General features: G+C 65.1%; 17 protein-coding genes and 1 pseudogene. 3 read left to right on the forward strand and 15 right to left on the reverse strand.

Annotation, left to right across the window (positions count from 1 at the left end; translation table 11 throughout):
* Positions 1-29 precede the first annotated feature (29 nt).
* The 6 genes from XAXN_RS00915 to XAXN_RS00940 form a co-directional block, all read right to left on the reverse strand.
* Complete coding sequence (locus XAXN_RS00915) at positions 30-395, reverse strand: hypothetical protein (RefSeq protein WP_054318153.1); 366 nt, start codon at positions 393-395, stop codon at positions 30-32.
* Positions 392-949 carry a bactofilin family protein gene (locus tag XAXN_RS00920; RefSeq protein ID WP_054318154.1) on the reverse strand — a complete coding sequence of 186 codons (558 nt, stop codon included), beginning with the start codon at positions 947-949 and terminating at the stop codon, positions 392-394. The genes XAXN_RS00915 and XAXN_RS00920 overlap by 4 nt, the downstream gene beginning before the upstream one ends.
* A gap of 230 nt (positions 950-1,179) precedes the next feature.
* Entirely contained in the window at positions 1,180-2,889 is a 1,710-nt protein-coding gene (locus tag XAXN_RS00925; protein WP_054318155.1) for a diguanylate cyclase, read from the reverse strand.
* 107 nt (positions 2,890-2,996) lie between these two features.
* Complete coding sequence (locus XAXN_RS00930; RefSeq protein WP_054318156.1) at positions 2,997-3,323, reverse strand: XAC1346 family secretion chaperone; 327 nt, start codon at positions 3,321-3,323, stop codon at positions 2,997-2,999.
* A gap of 229 nt (positions 3,324-3,552) precedes the next feature.
* Positions 3,553-3,894, reverse strand: coding sequence for a hypothetical protein (locus tag XAXN_RS00935; RefSeq protein WP_054318157.1), 342 nt, complete (start codon positions 3,892-3,894; stop codon positions 3,553-3,555).
* A gap of 122 nt (positions 3,895-4,016) precedes the next feature.
* Positions 4,017-5,192 (reverse strand): thiolase family protein, encoded by a 1,176-nt coding sequence (locus XAXN_RS00940; RefSeq protein WP_054318158.1) that lies wholly within the window; start codon positions 5,190-5,192, stop codon positions 4,017-4,019.
* A gap of 153 nt (positions 5,193-5,345) precedes the next feature.
* Between XAXN_RS00940 and XAXN_RS00945 the strand changes: the two genes are divergently transcribed.
* The gene (locus XAXN_RS00945; RefSeq protein WP_054318159.1) at positions 5,346-8,174 is read left to right on the forward strand and encodes an autotransporter serine protease; all 2,829 of its coding nucleotides are present in this window, start codon (positions 5,346-5,348) and stop codon (positions 8,172-8,174) included.
* Positions 8,175-8,271: 97 nt separating this feature from the next.
* Here XAXN_RS00945 and XAXN_RS00950 read toward each other — a convergent pair whose 3' ends face one another.
* From XAXN_RS00950 to XAXN_RS00960, 3 genes are all read right to left on the reverse strand, one after another.
* Positions 8,272-9,372 carry a Glu/Leu/Phe/Val dehydrogenase dimerization domain-containing protein gene (locus tag XAXN_RS00950; RefSeq protein WP_054318160.1) on the reverse strand — a complete coding sequence of 367 codons (1,101 nt, stop codon included), beginning with the start codon at positions 9,370-9,372 and terminating at the stop codon, positions 8,272-8,274.
* 156 nt (positions 9,373-9,528) lie between these two features.
* Positions 9,529-10,797: a 2OG-Fe(II) oxygenase gene (locus XAXN_RS22320; RefSeq protein WP_054318161.1), complete on the reverse strand. Its 1,269-nt coding sequence runs from the start codon at positions 10,795-10,797 to the stop codon at positions 9,529-9,531.
* 178 nt (positions 10,798-10,975) lie between these two features.
* Complete coding sequence (locus XAXN_RS00960) at positions 10,976-11,503, reverse strand: YgjP-like metallopeptidase domain-containing protein (protein WP_054318168.1); 528 nt, start codon at positions 11,501-11,503, stop codon at positions 10,976-10,978.
* Between the two features lie 380 nt (positions 11,504-11,883).
* On the opposite strand from XAXN_RS00960, the gene XAXN_RS00965 reads away from it, so the two are divergent.
* Positions 11,884-12,057 (forward strand): DUF1328 domain-containing protein, encoded by a 174-nt coding sequence (locus XAXN_RS00965; protein WP_003489471.1) that lies wholly within the window; start codon positions 11,884-11,886, stop codon positions 12,055-12,057.
* Between the two features lie 162 nt (positions 12,058-12,219).
* Here XAXN_RS00965 and XAXN_RS00970 read toward each other — a convergent pair whose 3' ends face one another.
* A complete protein-coding gene (locus XAXN_RS00970) occupies positions 12,220-12,474 on the reverse strand; it encodes a DUF2789 domain-containing protein (RefSeq protein WP_054318162.1) in 255 nt (84 codons plus the stop codon).
* A 169-nt stretch (positions 12,475-12,643) separates the two neighbouring features.
* Between XAXN_RS00970 and XAXN_RS00975 the strand changes: the two genes are divergently transcribed.
* Positions 12,644-12,910, forward strand: coding sequence for a DksA/TraR family C4-type zinc finger protein (locus XAXN_RS00975; RefSeq protein WP_054318163.1), 267 nt, complete (start codon positions 12,644-12,646; stop codon positions 12,908-12,910).
* 182 nt (positions 12,911-13,092) lie between these two features.
* Here the strand turns inward: XAXN_RS00975 and XAXN_RS00980 are convergent.
* From XAXN_RS00980 to XAXN_RS01000, 5 genes and pseudogenes are all read right to left on the reverse strand, one after another.
* Positions 13,093-13,681, reverse strand: a pseudogene (locus tag XAXN_RS00980) (mechanosensitive ion channel domain-containing protein).
* A gap of 426 nt (positions 13,682-14,107) precedes the next feature.
* Positions 14,108-14,293 carry a hypothetical protein gene (locus XAXN_RS00985; protein ID WP_010366034.1) on the reverse strand — a complete coding sequence of 62 codons (186 nt, stop codon included), beginning with the start codon at positions 14,291-14,293 and terminating at the stop codon, positions 14,108-14,110.
* 110 nt (positions 14,294-14,403) lie between these two features.
* Positions 14,404-15,777, reverse strand: a complete 1,374-nt coding sequence (locus tag XAXN_RS00990; protein WP_054318164.1) for an Hsp70 family protein — start codon at positions 15,775-15,777, stop codon at positions 14,404-14,406.
* Between the two features lie 151 nt (positions 15,778-15,928).
* A complete protein-coding gene (locus XAXN_RS00995; protein WP_054318165.1) occupies positions 15,929-16,402 on the reverse strand; it encodes an FKBP-type peptidyl-prolyl cis-trans isomerase in 474 nt (157 codons plus the stop codon).
* A 346-nt stretch (positions 16,403-16,748) separates the two neighbouring features.
* A partial coding sequence (locus XAXN_RS01000; protein ID WP_054318169.1) for a cation diffusion facilitator family transporter occupies positions 16,749-17,749 on the reverse strand: 1,001 nt, incomplete at its 5' end.

Below are 17,749 nucleotides of genomic sequence, written 5' to 3' on the forward strand. Positions count from 1 at the left end.
TTGTCGGCTGCCGCTTGGATCGTGGACACCTAATGCCGCGTGCGCCGCCCAGGCAAACGCACCGCGCTTGCCTCCACCGCCAGGGTGAAGCCGCGTTCTTCGCCGCCGTGCATGGCGCCGACATCGACCACGTGGCGGCGGATCTCTTCGCCTTTACCGTTGCGCACCACCACCACCACCGTGTATTCCCAAGGATCGCCGTCGGCCGGGTGGCGGATGGTGCCGTCGACCTTGAGCGGCACGATCGGCGCCGGCTGCGCGTGTTGCGCAGCCGCCGAATCGAAGCGCAGGTGGTGCTTGCACGCAGGGCAGACGCTGGCGCTTTCCAGGATCGTCGCCTTGCAGTGCGGGCAGCTGCGCGTGGCGCCGGGCGTGCCCGGGCGAGGCGCACTCATGTGGCGTCGCTGTCTCCGCTGACCACCGGCTTGCTGGCAGCGACCGGCTTGCCGCCATCATCGCCCCAGCCGAAATCGGCCTGGCCGCGCATGCGCGCACCCGATGCCACCGTGAGGCTGCCGGCCTTGACGTCGCCGACCAAGACGCCGGACGTCTGCAGTTCGACCTGCGCGGCAGATTCGATATTGCCCTCCAGCTCGCCGGCGATGATCACCTTGTTGGCGCGCACGCCGCCATTGAGCTTGGCGCCGCGTTCGATGGTCAGGTCGCCCTTGACGTTGACATCGCCCTTGAAGCGGCCGGCCAGGCGCACATGGCCGGCGCCTTCGATCTTGCCTTCGATGCTGATGTCGGCAGCGATCAGCGACTCTTTTGCCTCGCTGTGACGCTGCGTGGCCGCGGCTATTGGTGCAACGCTGGGCGGGGCGGCGGCGGGCACCGGCGGTGCAGGGCTGGCCTCGGCGGTGAACAGCCTGCCATCGGCAGCAGGAACCTCGGGGGTGACCGGAACGCCGTCTTTCTTGTTGGGACCTTGATCGCGCCACATCGACATCGGACTGCCTCGCTTTAGGGGTCGAGGCCGACTATCGCTGCGCAATTGGATCTTTTGTGTGACGAAATCCACAATCCGCGACGGACAGCACGCTTGCCGAAGCTGTCGGCAAACGCCGCGAGCAGATGTCAGGTGGGTGCGCGGTGTACAGGAGCGGCAGTGTTTGCGTGCCACATCCCGGGCGCGGCCGCACCGGCCTGGCAGCTGCGCCGTGGCTTTGTCAGCTGCCCTCAGTCCGCAATGTCCGTCGCAGCACCGTGTCGCTCCACCCGGTTGCGCCCAGCGTGTTTGGCGCGATACAGCGCTGCATCGGCTTTCTGGATCAGGCTCGCACCCTGTTCGCCATCGGTCGGGAAGCTGGCCACGCCGATCGAGGCCGTCACCTTCGGCAAGGCGCGTGCACCGTCGCTGACCGCCAGCGTGGCGATGTAACCGCGGATCTGCTCGGCCACGCGCATGGCTTCCTCGCCATCGGCTTCGGGCAGAAGGACGGTGAATTCCTCACCGCCGTAGCGACAGGCCACGTCTTCGGCGCGCAGGCGGGTCAGCAGCAATTCGCCCACCGCTGCCAGCAACAGGTCGCCGCCGGCATGGCCCTGGCTGTCGTTGAACTGCTTGAAATGGTCCACGTCCAGCATCAAGACCGACAACGGCAGACCACGCCGTGCGCATCGCGCCAACTCGTGGCTCAGCGATTCTTCCAGATAGCGGCGGTTATACAGCCCCGTCAGTGCATCGCGGATCGACTGCCGGCGCAGCGATTCGCGCAGGCGCAGGTTGCTCAGCGCCAACGACAACTGCTCGGCGGCCGCCACGGCGATTTCCAGCCGCGGCATCGGTCCCGGGCCGGCTGCGGACAGGAACAGAAACCCGAGCTGGGTGCCTTGCGCCGACATCGGCAGGCACGCGGTGGTGACGGACGCATCGCGTCCGGGTTCTTCGATATGCGCACACAGCGCGTCCCGTCCCAGGTCTTGGGCGATATGCGGCTGGCCGCGGCGCAGCGCCCAGCACTGCTCCGGCGCCAGATGCGGTGCGCTGCGCACCAGCGGCTCGCCCCAGTGGCTGATCGCCTCGGCGCGGTCTTGCGAGGCGCGCAGCAGGTACACGCTTCCCGCCACGCCCGGCAGCAGGCTGGCCAGGGTACGGCTGCTGACCATCAACGCTTCTTCGGCACTGATGCAGCTCTGCAGCAGGCCGGTGTAACGGCTGAGCAGGTTGAGATCGGCGGTACTGCGTTGCAGTGCGTCGATGCTCTCGCCCAACTCGCGATTGGCCTGCGCCGCCAGCTGTTCGGCCTGCGCGCGGTGGCGCAGTTCGCGCATCAACAGCGCATAGACCATGCCCACCACCATCAGTCCGAACGGAATGCCGGCCAGTGCCAGCGCAAGCAACAGGTCGGCGCTTTGTTCGCTGCTTCGCGCGCGTTGTGCCAGCAGTTCCTGTTCGCGCTGCACCATCGCCAATGCCTGCTCGCGGATCGCGCTGGTGGTGCGGAAGGCGCTTTGCCGGATGTCGGCACGTGCCGCCTCCAGCCCACGTTCCGTATAGATGTCGAGCACGTGTTGAATCTGCCGCAGTCGGGTTTCCACCAGCCGTTGCAACTGCGCCAGGTGCTGCTCCTGTGCGGGGTTGTCGACGATCAGGCGGCGCAGGTTGTCCAGCAGGATCGGCAGACGTTCGACACTGGTCTGATAGTCACGCAGGTAGGCGTCGTTGCCGGTGAGCAGGAAGCCACGCTGCGCCGATTCGGCATCGAGCACGCGCGCCTGGATCTCGTCGACCCGCCCGATCACCTCGTGGGTGTGCGACACCAGCGCAGCGTCGGCCAACGAACGGCGGACACCGACGAAAATGCCGAATCCGATGACGACAAAGATCAGCGCAGAAAAAATCAGCGCCAGTTGGTTGCGCCGGCGCGACGTAAAAGAAGAGGACATATGCGAATGCTAGCCTGCCGGCCTCGACAACACGAGCCACCCGTCGGCCGAGACAAGCGCGCCGGCACATGGCCGGCGCGTTGCGGGTGCTGCGAATGGAGGCGGACTCAGTGCTGCGCGTGGTCGGCGTCGTGCTTGTCGGCGTTCTGTTCGGCCTTGCTGGCCATTTCGCGCGTCTTGTCGGCGGTCGCATTGGCCGCATTGGCGGTGGCGCGGCTGGCGTCTGCGGCCAACTCGCGCGCAGCTACGCGTGCATCGGCGGTTGCGGCCTTGGCTTCCACTGCCGCACGGTCGGCAGCCTGTTCGGTCGCGGCGGCGGCGTGCTTGGCGGCAGACGCGGCATCGCGGCGGGCCTGCTCGGCATCCGGGCCCTGACAGGCAGCAAGGGTGAGGGCGGCGATGGCGCTCAACGACAGCATGCGGATCGTCTTCATGGGTGGTCCTGTTCCTGTTCCGGTGTTGGAAGCCGGAGCTTATGCAGGAGGCAATGCAGTCTGCGTCAATGCGCAGCCGGCCATTCAGCCGCCGGGTAGACAGACGCAATCTTGTAGGTTGTCCGTAGTCTTGCCGGCGGGCACGGCGTACGAGGCTTGAATCGCAGACAAAGAAAAAGCCGCTGGAAACCAGCGGCTTTTTCCGAACTCGCTTGGAGTCAAGAAGTGATTACTTCTTGGCTTTTTCTGCGGTGTCCTTAGCAGCCTTGGCGGTGTCTTCAGCCGTCTTGGCAGCGTCGGCAGCCTGGTCAGCAGCAGCATCGGTCGCGGCGCCGGAAGCAGCCTGGGCAGCGTCAGCAGCGGTGTCGGCCGAAGCAGCAGCGGTGTTGGCAGCAGCCTGAGCGGCGTCAGCCGACTGCGAGCCCGAGGCAGCAGCCTGGTCGGCAGCGGTCTGAGCGTCGGTAGCAGCTTCGTTAGCCGAAGCAGCAGCATCCTGAGCCTGTTCCGGCTTCGTGCAAGCGGTCAGGGCCAGGCCCAGAGCCATTGCGATCAGCAGCTTGTTGATGGTCATTGTTTCAATCCTCGTCGTTAGATTAGGCAACGCGCTATTGCGCGCCCCCGACATGATGACGGCCACAAGACGAGTGTCAAGCGCACGCGCATTCAGTTTTGAAAAGTCGCCGTTAAAGACAATTAAATCAATTCGATAGCAATGGCAGTCGCTTCGCCGCCGCCGATGCACAGCGTTGCGATTCCGCGCTTGCCTCCGCGGCTGCGCAACGCGTTCACCAACGTCACCACCAAGCGCGCACCAGATGCACCGATGGGATGACCCAATGCGCAGGCGCCGCCATGCACATTGACCTTCTCGTGCGCGATGCCGAGTTGCTTGATCGGTACCATCGCCACGACGGCGAAGGCCTCGTTGATTTCGAACAGATCCACATCGTCCAAGTGCCAGCCGAGCTTGCCGACCAGCGACTGGATCGCAGCGACCGGTGCGGTGGTGAACCACTCCGGTTCCTGAGAGTGGGTGACATGGCCGACGATGCGCGCCAGCGGCGTCACACCGCGGCGCTGCGCATCGTCCGCGCTCATCAGCACGGTGATTGCCGCGCCATCGGAAATACTCGAGGAACTGGCCGCGGTCACGCTGCCGTCCTTCTTGAAGGCCGGCTTCAAGGTCGGAATCTTGGCCACGTCCGATTTTCCCGGTTGCTCATCGCGATCGACGACGACTTCGCCCTTGCGCGTTGCCACCGTCACCGGAACGATTTCGTCGACAAACGCGCCGCTGCGCTGCGCCGCCTGGGCGCGTTCCACCGAGGCGATGGCGAATGCATCCTGGTCGGCGCGGGTGAAGCCGAACTTCTCCGCAGTGGCTTCGCCGAACACGCCCATGGCCTGGCCGTCATACGGATTGGTCAGGCCGTCCCAGGCCATGTGATCGACCGCCTGGAAATTGCCGTAGCGGTTGCCGGTGCGCGAGTTGGGCAGCAGATGCGGGGCATTGCTCATCGACTCCATGCCGCCGGCCACCACGATGCTGGCCGAGCCGGCCTTGATCAGGTCGTGTCCCAACATGATCGCCTTCATGCCCGAGCCGCACACCTTGTTGATGGTGGTGGCGCCGGTCGAGGTAGGAATGCCTGCGGCAATCGCGGCCTGACGTGCAGGTGCCTGGCCGAGATTGGCCGGCAGCACGCAGCCGACGATGACTTCGGACACATCGGCAGGCGCGATGCCCGATTGCGCGAGCGCGCCCTGGATGGCAGCCGCGGCGAGCGTGGGTGCCGGCACCGCATTGAATTGGCCGAGGAACGAGCCGATGGCAGTACGTTTGGCAGCAACGATGACGATGTCGGACATGAGCGGATACCGTTTAAAGTGAAACGATTATCTGCCTCAAGGCGGCGCCGCGCCAGCACGCGCCCCACGCGCACGCTTTCCGATTAAAGTAAGCAAAGCGTTATTCGGGCCCGATCGGGCCCCATCCATGGAATGGGTTCGGGGAGAACACCAATGAAGAAGCAAGACGTCGCCAGGACTGTACTGGCCTCGGCGCTGGCCGTTGCGTTGACCGCATGCGGCGGTGGCGGGGGCGGTATCCGTCCAAGTACCCCAGCCGCACCGCCGGTGACCTCGCCACCGCCGCCTCCGCCGCCAACATCACCGCCACCGGTGACGACGCCCACGACGCCGGAGCCGGCGATCGATGCGCATCTGGCGCTGACCAACGCGCGCGCAGCGCAGGCGCTCGGCTTTACGGGTGCGGGGTACCGCATCGGTGTCATGGATACCGGCATCAATGCCAATCATCCGGCGTTGCAGGGGCGCGTCAGCGACAGCTTCATTTATGTGGATCCCCGCACCAACAACACCGCGGTGGGCGATGTGGTCGGGCACGGGACCGTGGTGGCTGAGCTGGCGGCCGGGCGCGCGGTCGGCCAATGGCCCGGCGGCATCGCGCCGGGTGCGGGCCTGGTGTCTGCACGCATCATCAGCGACCGTGCGCCGGTGGACGACGGCAGCGGCGACGGCAACGAGGTCGATGGACCGCTTGGTCTGGGGCCGGTGCACGCCGATCTGATCAGTGCCGGTGTGCGCATCATGAACAATTCGTGGGGCGGCCTGTATTGGAACGACCCGACGGTGACCAATCAGATTGCGCAGGAATACCGCCCCTTCATCCTCAGTAACGATGGGCTGGTGGTGTTCGCCTCGGGCAATGAATCGCGCTCTCTGCCTTCCGATACTGCGGCACTGCCCAGTCAACCAGGGCCGAACGGAACGCTGCCGGCGGCCGATCTGGAACGCGGTTGGTTGGTGGTCGCCGCGCTGGATACCGCCAACCCGACGCAACTGGCGTCGTACTCCAACGCCTGTGGTGTGGCGATGCGCTATTGCCTGGTCGCGCCGGGCACTTCGTTGTTTATCGACCCGGACGCCACCGCCGGCAACATCCGTTATTTCTACGGCAGCGGTACCTCGTTTGCAGCGCCGCTGGTCTCCGGTGCGGCCGCGTTGGTGTGGCAGGCATTTCCGTATTTCAACAACGATCTGGTGCGCCAGACCTTGCTGGGAACCGCCACCGACTTGGGGGCTGCGGGCGTTGACCCGGTCTTCGGCTACGGCCTGCTCAACGTCGGCAAGGCGGTGTTGGGGCCGGCACGCTTCGATTGGGGCACGGTGGATGTCGATGTCACGACCTTGCGTTCGACCTGGGCCAACGACATCAGTGGCACCGGCGGCCTGACCAAGCGCGGCACCGGCACCTTGGCATTGATCAGCACGGCCAATACCTTCACCGGCGACACTCAAGTACTCGGCGGCACCTTGCAAACGGCCAGCTTGCAGAGTGCGCGCGTGAGCATCGCCAACGGCGCGCGCCTGGTCGGCGCGGGCAACATCGGTGGTCAGGTCGACAACGCCGGGACTTTGCAGGTCAACGGCGCGACCGCGTCCATTGCCGGCAACTACAGCCAGGCCAGCAATGGTCGCCTGGCAGTGAATGTGGGTGACCGTTTGAATGTCGCGGGTACGGCGACAATCGCAGGCGACCTGCAATTGATCGGTCGGCGCGACTACGTTGTCAACAACACCACCTACGCGGTGTTGCGGGCGACCAATGGTTTGCAAGGCACATTCGATACGCTGAGCAGCGGACCGGCGGTGACCTTTCTTAGCGCCACCCGCAGCTACGACGCCAACACCGCGTATGTGTCGCTGCAGCGCATGGATGTCACCGCGGTCGCTGCGTCGTTGGGCGCGATCGGCACCGCCTCGATGGATTCGGCCATTCGCGTCGAGCAGGCGTTCCAGCAGGTCGATGCACAGCAGTTCCAGGGCAATGGCGCACTCAGCGGCGGCTTCATTCGCGCTGCAGCTGCCTTGCAAAAATCGCCAACCGCCAAGGCCGCCGCCGATTCGCTGCGCAGCCTGTCCGGCCGTGCGCATGCCGACTCTGCGGCGATGACCTTCGACACCATCGATCTGGGTCGCCGCGCACTGGCAGCGCATTTCGATGGCCTGTCGCAAAAGCCGCGTCTGTCGGGCAACTGGCAACGGGCACTTGGCGGGCCGGGCGAGGGCGGTGCAACCACCTCGGGCTTTGCCACCTCCGGCTGGATGATGGGCAACGATCTGCGTCTGGCTTCCGGTGCGGTCACCGGTTTTGCGTTCGGCGAAACGCGCTCCAGCAGCCTGGGCGACCTGGATGGGGCACGCGGGCGCGATCGGCAGGTGCAGGCGCAGCTGTATTGGGGCACGACATTGGGCGCTGCGTACACGTTGGGCCAAGTGGGTTTTGGCAACGTCGATCGCCAGATCGAGCGCACTCTGCAGCTGGGCGAAGACCGCAGCAGCGCCTTCAGCGACTACAGCGGCAGTTACCTGAGCAGCAATCTGGAAACCGGGTACCGCCTGGGCGGTGTGCATGCAAGCCTGACGCCGTATATGGGCCTGGATTACGTGCGTTTGCGCAGCGATGGCTTCCGCGAAAGTTGCGGCGATGGTTTCGGCTTGCGCGCCAACGCGAGTACCTCATCGCGCACGCAGGCGCTTGCCGGCGTGCGCTCGGCGTATCGCTGGCGCGGTATCCAGCTGGGCGGCTATGCGGAATGGCAGCAGGCGCTGAGCAGCGACGGCTTGACGCTGGATGCCAGCTTCGTGGGGGTGGATGCGTGGGCACCGCTGCGTGGCATGCAGCCGGCACGCTCGGGTGGTCTGTTCGGCATCACCGCTGCTGCGCCGGTTGGCCCGCAGAGCCAGCTGCGTTTCGGTTACGACCAGCGGGTGGGCGAGCGCGGTGACGACCGCGCGCTGAGCCTGAAGTACAGCGCCGGTTTCTGATCGGCGTGCATGACGCCCGGGCGCAATGCCCAGGCGTGGCGTTTCAGCGGCAATCACGTACTGCGCTGATCGTTACGCCCAATCTATCTGTTTCCAGTTACTCGCCGCGTAGTTTGTGCAGGAAGCGCGGCGCAGTACGGCCCAGCGGCAGTTTGAGCTTGCTGATGGACTCGATGCGCGCTTCGGCAATCCGATCGGCCGCCTGCTGCGGCGAAACGTTCAACTGCGTGGACAGGTCGAAGACCTTTTCCAGGTTGTGATAGATGCTGCGGATCAACCGCATCGCACGTTCGCGGTTGTAGCCGTCGATCTCCAGCGACACATTCATCACCCCGCCCGCATTCACCACGTAATCGGGCGCATACAAAATGCCGCGCCGATGCAGCTCTTCGCCAATGGCGGCGCTGGCCAGCTGGTTATTGGCCGTGCCACAGATGATCTTGGCCTTGAGTTGCGGCAGCGTGTCTTCGTTGATGGCACCTTCCAGCGCGCACGGGGCGAACACGTCGGCCGACACCTGATGGATTTCATCCGGGCGCACCGCTTCTGCGCCGTATTCGGCTACCGCGCGGTCCACCAGTGCCTGATTCAGGTCGGCCACATAGAGTTTCGCGCCGCGTTCCTTGAGCAGCTTCACCAGCTCCATGCCGATATGGCCCAGCCCCTGGATCGCGATGCTTGCCTTGCCGACTTCTTCGTGGCCGAGCTTGCGGTTGAGCGAGGCCATCAGCGCCTGCAGCGCGCCATACGCAGTGAACGGGGCAGGGTCGCCGGAGCCGCGATGCACCTGATGCACGCCGGTGACGTACTCGCTTTCCAGGTAGATCTGCTCCATGTCGTTGACGTCCGTGCCGACGTCCTCGGAGGTGATGTAGCGCCCGCCGAGGGTGTCGACGAACCGGCCGAAGGCGCGGAACAGCGCTTCGGTCTTGTCGGTCCTGGGGTCGCCGATGATGACCGCCTTGCCGCCGCCGACGTTCAGGCCGGCCAGAGCGTTCTTGTAGGTCATGGTGCGGCTCAGCCGCAGCGCATCGTTGAGTGCCGCCTCGCTAGTGGCATAGGGGCGCATCCGCACGCCACCCAACGCTGGCCCAAGACGCGTGCTGTGCAGGGCGATGATCGCCTTGAGTCCGGCGTCGCGGTTGTGACAGAAAATCACCTGCTCATGGCCGGTGGTATCGAGGGTTTCGAAAAGCATCGAAGGCTCCGCGGGGCTGCGTGATGTGCCTTCCCTGAAGCCGGGCATGCACCCGTGCAGTGGGAAACAAAAAACGCGACGTTTGCAGATCCTGTCCGATCACGTCGCGCTGCAACATTTTAAACCACGTCGGCAGGGGGGTGTGTATGAATCTGTTCACCAATGACGATAGCGTTGCTGGCGGAACCATAGCGTCCCCAACCACTTGCTGCCTGCCGCGACCGGCAGGCCGGCGTCCAGCGAATCGGCGTCCGGGCGGCCATCGGCATGCAGGTTGTCGAAGCAGACCAATGTGCCGGAACGTGGCCGCACGCGAACGCCGGTGACCGGAAATTCGGTGTCGCCACCGGCGCCGACGTCGTTGAGATAGACGTAGACGGTGCGCTGGCGGTTGCCGGCGGTGGGACAGTCGGCGGCGATCGTTCCGGGCGGCAGGTAGTCGCGGTGCGCGCGGTACTGCTCGCCCGGCGCGTAGCACAGCACCGAGAGCGGTTCTGCGTGGGCGAGCGGGAGCTGCGCGCAGGCCGCCAGCCGCGCCTGTGCGGCACGCGCGGCGAAGTCCTCGATGATGATGGGGTCCAAGGTCGCACCGCGGCTGGTGCGGACCGGCGCGCGCTGGGTGCTGGCATCGTTAGGATCGATCACCTTCGAGGCACGCAGATGCGGTCGCGCCAGCAGTATGAGCAGGCGGCATTCGTCGGCTGACAGGACTGCGGCATATTCTTCGATGCGTGGGGCCAAGTGGCGTCGCACCGGGCCGAAACGCGGCGCGAATGCGATGCGGTGATCGGCGGTGTCGTCTGCGGGGTCTGGTGGCGCGATGTCCACCGCCGTTAGCGCGGTCATGCCCAGGGGCTGCAACTGCTGCAAGAGCTGTGCAGCGGCATCGGGCTGTGGCGGCACGCCTTCGCCACGCAGCAGGCGCTCGGCCAACAGGACCGCCGACACGGCGTCGCCGCCTGCCGCCGCGCGTTCCAGCAAGGCGACGCACTGCCGTTGCCGCTCCGGATGCGCCACACGCCCGTGCTGGATGGCGATGGCCCGTAGCGCTGGCGGGTAGTCGGCAGCGGCTGCCGACTGCAGTCGATCCTGTGCAGTGCCGGCCAGGGCCAGCGGCTGCTCTCCCACAGCCAGGGTCGCCAGCAAATAGCGTGCCGCCGCCGCGCCCTGCCGCTCGGCCAGCTCCCAGTAGGCACGCGCCTGACCGGCGTCTACCTCGCAACCGATGCCATAGGCACGCATGCGCCCGGCTTCCACCTGCGCCAGCGCATCGCCGGCGGCCGCGCTGCGCGAATACCAGAGGAGCGCTTGTTCCGGTTGGCCGGTACGCACCAGCGCCTGGGCCAGCGCGTTGATCGCGCCGGGTTGCTGGCGTTGCGCGGCGCGGGTGAGTTCTGCAAGGAGAGGAGGGCTGCATGCGCGCATCCTAAAATAGCCAACACCGCGTAGCGAGCGGTCGTCAGGCGGAGGTTGGCGGCGCGCCCGGACCTGCACTGTACGAGGGGGAGCTGCCGATTCCGAGCACCGGCAGCGTGCGCGCCCACCTGGCGGTAAGCGCAGTGGCTCGGTCAGCTGCGCAAAGCCTTGCACGCGTCCTGCACGATCAGCGATCGGCAGCCAGTGCTAAGTGCGTCAGGTACAGACGCAGATCGAATTCCAGCTGGTGATAGTCCGGGGTCATGTGGTTGCAGAGCTGGTAGAAGGCCTTGTTGTGATCGGCCTCCTTCAGGTGCGCCAGTTCGTGCGCCACGATCATCTGCAAGAACGGTTCCGGCGCGTCGCGAAACACCGATGCGATGCGGATCTCGCGGCTGGCCTTCAGGCGGCCACCGTGCACGCGGGAGATCGCCGTATGCGTGCCCAGGGCGTGCTTCACCACTTGCAGGTGATTGTCGTACATCGCCTTGTGCAGCGTCGGCGATGAGCGCATGTAGCGCTCCTTCATCGCCTGGACGTACTCATAGAGATGGCGATCGGTGCGAATCGCGTGCCGGTCCGGGTAACGTTGCGCCAGCACGGTGGCGAGCTTGTCCTGCGCGATCAGTTCGCATACCTGATCCAGGACGGCGGGCGGATAACCGGTGAGGTAGCGAAGAGTGTCCATGGCGATCGGTCGCGGGCAAGCACGCATGATCGCCGATGCGTCAGCCACTGGCCAATCCACGCGTATACATGGGTGACGACGCACCGGGCGCGCATGAGCGTTGAGGGGAGACGTGGCAAGCGGGATTTGTTGCGCTCAGTGTGGCTTGCACGATGCCACGCGGACGATGCAGTGCTGCGGCGTGGACGGGCGGCCCCGCGCGCAGCTGTCATGATCTCTCCAGGAGCGCGCGCGGTTGCGTGGACACCGCGCTTGCTCTCTGAATGCAAGGCGTGTATTGCAGCCTGTGTCAGGCGTATTCACGAGTGCGGCACATTCGGATCGGTAGCGTGCGGTGCATGTTTTGTGGCGCTGCGCCGCAAGCACACGATCGAACAACGGCATGGTGCCGATGAGGAGACAACATCATGATCAAGTGGGCCATCATCTTCGCAATTATCGGCTTGATCGCCGGTGCGCTGGGATTCGGCGGCATGGCCGGCGCGGCGATGGGTATCGCCAAGTTCCTGTTCTGGGCGGGCATCATCATTGCCATCGTGCTGTTCGTGCTGGGCATGACGATCGCCAAGAAAGTAACCTGACGCATGCTGCACAGCCCGGCACGCGCGTCGCTGCCTGCTGTATTACCTGTGATGCAAAGGAGCGGCCAATGGCCGCTCCTTTTTTTGTTCCGCCCAATCAGCTGGCAAGCATGTCAGCTGTAGACGATCTCAAGCGTGGTGCACACGAACCACACGCTTGGCTCAGACGCCGGTATCGCTGGCAGTGGTATGCAAGGCGATATTGAGTTGGTCGATGGTCACGATCCAGTCGGCATCGTCGAGGCGTTCTTCACGCAGTAGCTGGGATTGGGCAGGCGTCCAGAACGGCGCTTCTTCCAGGCGCATATCGCCCGGCAGCGGGGAATGCGCGGCAATGAAGCTGCGGATGCCGGCTTTGTCGGACGGCAGGCCAAGCTGGGCAAAGAGTTCGGAAAACGGGTGGACGGGCTGTTCCATTGCTATTCCTTGTGGGTGCGGATGACGGAGGCCTGGTCACTCCGCGCGTGGCGGCCGGTGGCGTTGATTTGATGCTAGTTCAACCAGCTTGAGCGTACTGTGCACATGCGGCTTGGATTTGCCTACGCGAATGACCATATGTGTGTCCAGACCAGCGAGGTGAGCGACCATGGCGACCGGATGGGCGGGTGATGGAGCGGTACAGGACCAGATCGATGCCACTGTCGACGATGCGATCAAGCGCGCACGGAGTCAGTTGCATCAAGGGCCGAGTCTGACGCACTGCGAAGAGTGCGACGCAACGATTCCCGAGGCGCGCCGCAAGGCAGTGCCCGGCGTGCACTTGTGCGTGAACTGCCAAGAAGCGCACGACCAGGAGCAGGCTGCGCAAAGCGGCTATAACCGTCGCGGCAGCAAGGACAGTCAGCTGCGTTGAGTGGTGGGTGGGTCATGCCCACGATGCAATCGGCGGTCGCGATTGCGGGGCAGGGAACTGCTGTCACACGCGGGCGCCGCAGTGGAGCTCGCTGCAGTGGTCGACGGTTGCCGCTTGCCGACGTCGCCGTGTTCGGGTCTGCCACTGGCGAACTGGCGCAGCAAAAGGCCTCCGCCTTGCGCTTAGTTGGCGTTGAAGCTGCTGGTCTCGCGCCAGCGACGCGTTGTGCGCTGGAAAAACAGGCTATCGAGAACTTGCAGTACGCTGCCGGCACGCTCGCCGGTTTCGCGTGGTGTAGATCACGTTGATATCGATCACGCGTCCCTTCAAGCCTGGCTTGTCGCCGCCTTCGAGTACCTCGATGTGATCGTGCAGGCGAAACGGCCGCGTGGTGGTGATCAGGAACGTGCAGAAGATATTGGACAGCACGCTCCATGCAGCAAAGAACGCCACCGCGCCGACGGCTGCGAACCCGGTGAATGCGGTCCACAACGTGCCGCGCGAGACGCCGATGACCCGCAGCACCATCAGCAAGGCACTGACCGAAATGACGAAGCTACCGACGCGGCGGATACCGATCATTATTTCGGCCGGCACGCTGTAACGCGTGCACAGCCGCCGCAGCAATTGCCGGAGCAGCAGGCGGATCAACGCGGCAACTGCCAGAATCAGCACGATCTTGACCGTCGGCACCGCAATCGCCAGCCATTCCGGATTCCAATGGGGCAACCGGCTGCGGATCATGGCGGGCAACGCATTGGAGGCAGACATCACAGCGTGCAGGATCAAAGGGGCGCCCCTTGTAGCGGGCCAATTCTGCGCTGTAGGTGCGCAGAGTGAATGCATGCTCATCTGCAATGCCCGCGTGCGGCAGAGTGCATGCGTTCAATGCGTGCATGCCTATGTGCGCATGCAGATGGAGTGGGTGGGGGCAGCCTGGAGTGTTCGCGCCGATGCGGCGCAAGGCGCCGACGCGCTGGGCTGCGCCCGGTCGCCCCCATCAGCAGCCTGTGCGAAGTCACTGAGCGGTTCATCGCCAGAAGCGACACGACATCGCACTGGAGTTGCATTCCCGCGCGATGCGCATGCATGAAATCGGCACACCAGGAACAAACATGCCACCTTGCGGTGGCATGTTGATACAACAATTCAACAACGCGGCAACAAGCGTTGCAACCTGCCGCGTTGTGGGCTGCGTCAGGCGATTTTGTCGCCGTCGTTACGCGCCGGGCCGAAGTTGGTGGTGAGCACTTCGATCCGGCCGCCGGTCTTACGGAACGCAGCGATATCGGCAGCGATGCGCTCACGACTGAGCGGCTGCGACTTACCTTCGCTGCGAGCGATGCTGGGCTGGGATTTCTGCTTGGTCGCGGGACGTGCCATGTGGCCTCCTGTAGCGGGGAAGTGCGGTGACACCGCGTGCGTGCCGTTGCAGGCAAGACGGCGGGGCGTCGAGCAGCAGCCCATTATACGGGATGACGTGCCAGCGCGTGTTAAGTGTCCGACGAGTGGGCTGTCTGCGCGGCCCAGGCCAATCCCTGGACCACACCGAATGACGGATCGCCATGCACCAGGCGCGATTCGGGGAATGCAGCGGCCACGGTCTCGCGGATGTAACCCGCGCGCGACATGCCGCCGGTGAGGAACACCGTCGCCGGTGCGGCGGCCATGTCGGCGCGCACCTGTGCCAGCAGGCCTGCCAGTTCGCCTAGATAGCTGGAAGCGGACGCAACCAGTGCCTGGGCCTGCACGTCCACGCCCAGGCCGCGCTCGATGAAGTCGAGCGCGGCCTGGTGCCTGTCCGCCTCGCTGAGCGCGATCTTGCAGGCCTCCACTCCGCGATATAGGCGCGCGGTGTTGCCGGTGTCCTGCAGGGCCTGCAGGCGCTTGTCGAAGGGTGCGGGCACGTTCTGGTACTTGTGCAGGCGAAATTCGCGCTGTCGCGTCATGTCTTGCACCATCGCTGCCTCCACGTAATGGTGGGTGGGTACGCGCGTGATGCCGCGGCCGAACAGTGGCATGTAGGCCGCCAGGCTCAACGCCAGATCGATATCGGTGCCGCCACGCGCAATACCCCATGCGCGGTGCACCTGTGGCGCAGCGCTGCCGCCGACGCTGGCGTGGGCAACGTCGGTGGTGCCGCCACCGATATCCACCACCACGGTGGCGTGGCGGCTGTCGTGGCTGACGTGGTAATGCATCGCAGCCGCTGCAGGCTCTTCGAGAAAATCCACGCTATCGAAACCGGCGGCGATCGCGGCGGTCTGCAGAATCTCCAGCGCCTGCGCGTTGCCGGCTTCACCGATCGAACTGCGGAATTGCACCGGGCGGCCCAGGGTGGCGTGACGGATGTTGATGTCGAACTGGCGCGAGGCAGTCAGCCGGATGTGTTCCAGCACATGGGTGGCGATGCCGGTAATGGTCTGGCGCGCGCGCGGATGCAGGTTGTAGCCCAGCATCGACTTGGGGCTCTGCACCAGGCTGCCTTCGCCTTCGAGAAAATACGCATCCAGCGCTTCATCGCCGTAGACGGCGTTTTGCAGCAGGGCGGCGGAGCTGCGTGGCTCACGCACCTGCTCTTCCATCCATTGCCGACGCACGATGCGGATCGCATCGCGGCGCAGACTGTCGTTGTTGGGGGTGCGGCCGGCGGCCAATGCATCGCGGCGGCCCGAGTCAATGAGCCGCTCCACCTCGTATTCCAGCGCTGGCGTCAGGCTGAAATCGTCCGGGTCGCGCATGGTCTCCGGAAAATACACCGTGGTGCGGAACTGCAAGGCCTCGCCGAAGCGCACCGGCACCACCTGCCCATCGACGATCGCCGCGGCGGCGGAGTTGCTGGTACCGAAGTCGATGCCGAGTTTCATGCAGACAGGCCTGGGAGCGGGCCGCGCACTTTACTACGCCTGCCGCACCTGCCGTCGAGACCGGCAGCGTCGGTGACGCCAGTGGCCAAACACAGGCGCCGTGTCGGGCACTGGCCGCGCCGCAGCCACGCGGGCGCGGCGCGCGCTCCGGTCAGGCCGCCAGCTCGGCCACGTGACCGTCGTTCAATTCCTGCGTGGTGGCCTCGCGCACTGCCACCACTTCGACCGCAAAGTGCAATGTTTGCCCAGCGAGCGGGTGATTGCCGTCTACGGTGACCTGGTCCGGCCCAACTTCAGTCACGGTGACCAAGACCGGACCCTGCTGCGTGCGTGCCTCGAACTGCACGCCGGGTACCACGTCGACATCGGTCGGAAACGCATCGCGCGGCACCTGCTGGATGAGCTGCTCATGACGCGGGCCATAGCCCTGTTCGGGCACGACGTCCGCGGTGAGCGTATCGCCCAGCCGCTTGCCTTCCAGTGCCTGTTCCAGGCCGGGCACGATGTTGCCGGCGCCATGCAGATAACTCAGCGGCGTGTCGGGCGTGGAGCGATCCAGCACTTGGCCGTTGTCGTCGGAAAGGGTGTAGTGAATGGTCGCAACGCGACCTTGGCTGATTTCCATTGGAAACCTCCATGATGGGTGATCGAGGGGGAATGCATCGGCTAATTCACGATGCGAAGAGGTGCCGCACGCACACCGTAGGCAATCACGCCGGATCATGCAACCGCAGCCGGGTTTGCGGTTGAGGCGGGGATCAGTTTGACGAGACGACCGCCACGCCCGCGCACGCCGGCTGAGTCAGCGCGACAACGGAGATTGAAGGGTGGTGTGCGTCGGGCTGACCGTCCGCAGCGCGATCGGCTAGTTCGGCAACGGCGCTGGCTTTGATGGACCAACGCGCAGCGCCGTGGTGACCGACAGGCATGCGCATCCCGACATCCGCATGTTGCACACGCGTCGGTCTCCCTCAGTCCGGCTCTGCGCCGCTCTCGATCTGCGCACGCCGTGCACGCCAGGTTTCCGGGGTCTGCGGTTTGATGAACAGTGCGGTGAGTTCGGGATGTTGCTGCTTGGCAGCGGCTTCGATCCGCCCGACGCAGGCCTCGATCTGCGGTGTGGTGCGGCTGTCTTCGAACTCGGCGCTCAATGCCGCCACCACCTGGTTGGGGCCGATTTGCATGGTGAGCACGCCATTGGCGGCACGCACGTCCGGGTCGCTGGCGGCGATGCGCCGCAGCGAGTCGGTGACATGCGCATGCGCCGGCTCGCCGATCAGCAGGCCCTTGGTTTCGCGCGCCAACAAGAACGCGGTAAACGCCAGCACCCCGGCGATGCCGATCGAGGCGATGCCGTCGAGCTCGGGCATGTCGAACAATTGCGCACCGGCCAGGCCGAGCAGCGCCATCAGCAGACCGATCAACGCGGCGCTGTCTTCCAGCAACACGGTAAAGGTGGTGGGGTCCTTGCTTTGGCGAAATACCTGGAAATAGCCCATGCGGCCTTTCTTGGAGCGAAATTCGCGCACCGCCACCACCCAGGAAATGCCTTCGAACACGATCGATACGCCGAGCACGCAGTAGGCGATCAGATGGCTCTTGGCCGGCTCCGGGTTGCGCAAATGCACGATGCCTTCGTACAGCGACACACCTGCCCCCATCGCGAAGACCAGCAGGGCGACGATGAAACTCCAGAAGTACAGCTCGCGCCCGTAACCGAACGGATGGGTCGGGGTGGGCGGCTGCGCGGCGCGGCGCAAGCCATACAACAGCAGCACTTCGTTGACGGTGTCCACCAGCGAATGCACGCCTTCGCTGAGCATGGCCGAGCTGCCGGAGATGCCGGCGGCGATGAACTTGGCCACGGCAATGGCCAGATTGCCCGCCAGTGCCACGTACACCACCACATGCGACCCTTTAGGCTTGCCTGGGTCATTGCCGCGGGCGGCGTCGCCCTGCTCGGGGCGACGGG

It is taken from the genome of Xanthomonas axonopodis, from assembly GCF_001304695.1.
Classification (GTDB): Bacteria; Pseudomonadota; Gammaproteobacteria; order Xanthomonadales; family Xanthomonadaceae; genus Xanthomonas; species Xanthomonas axonopodis.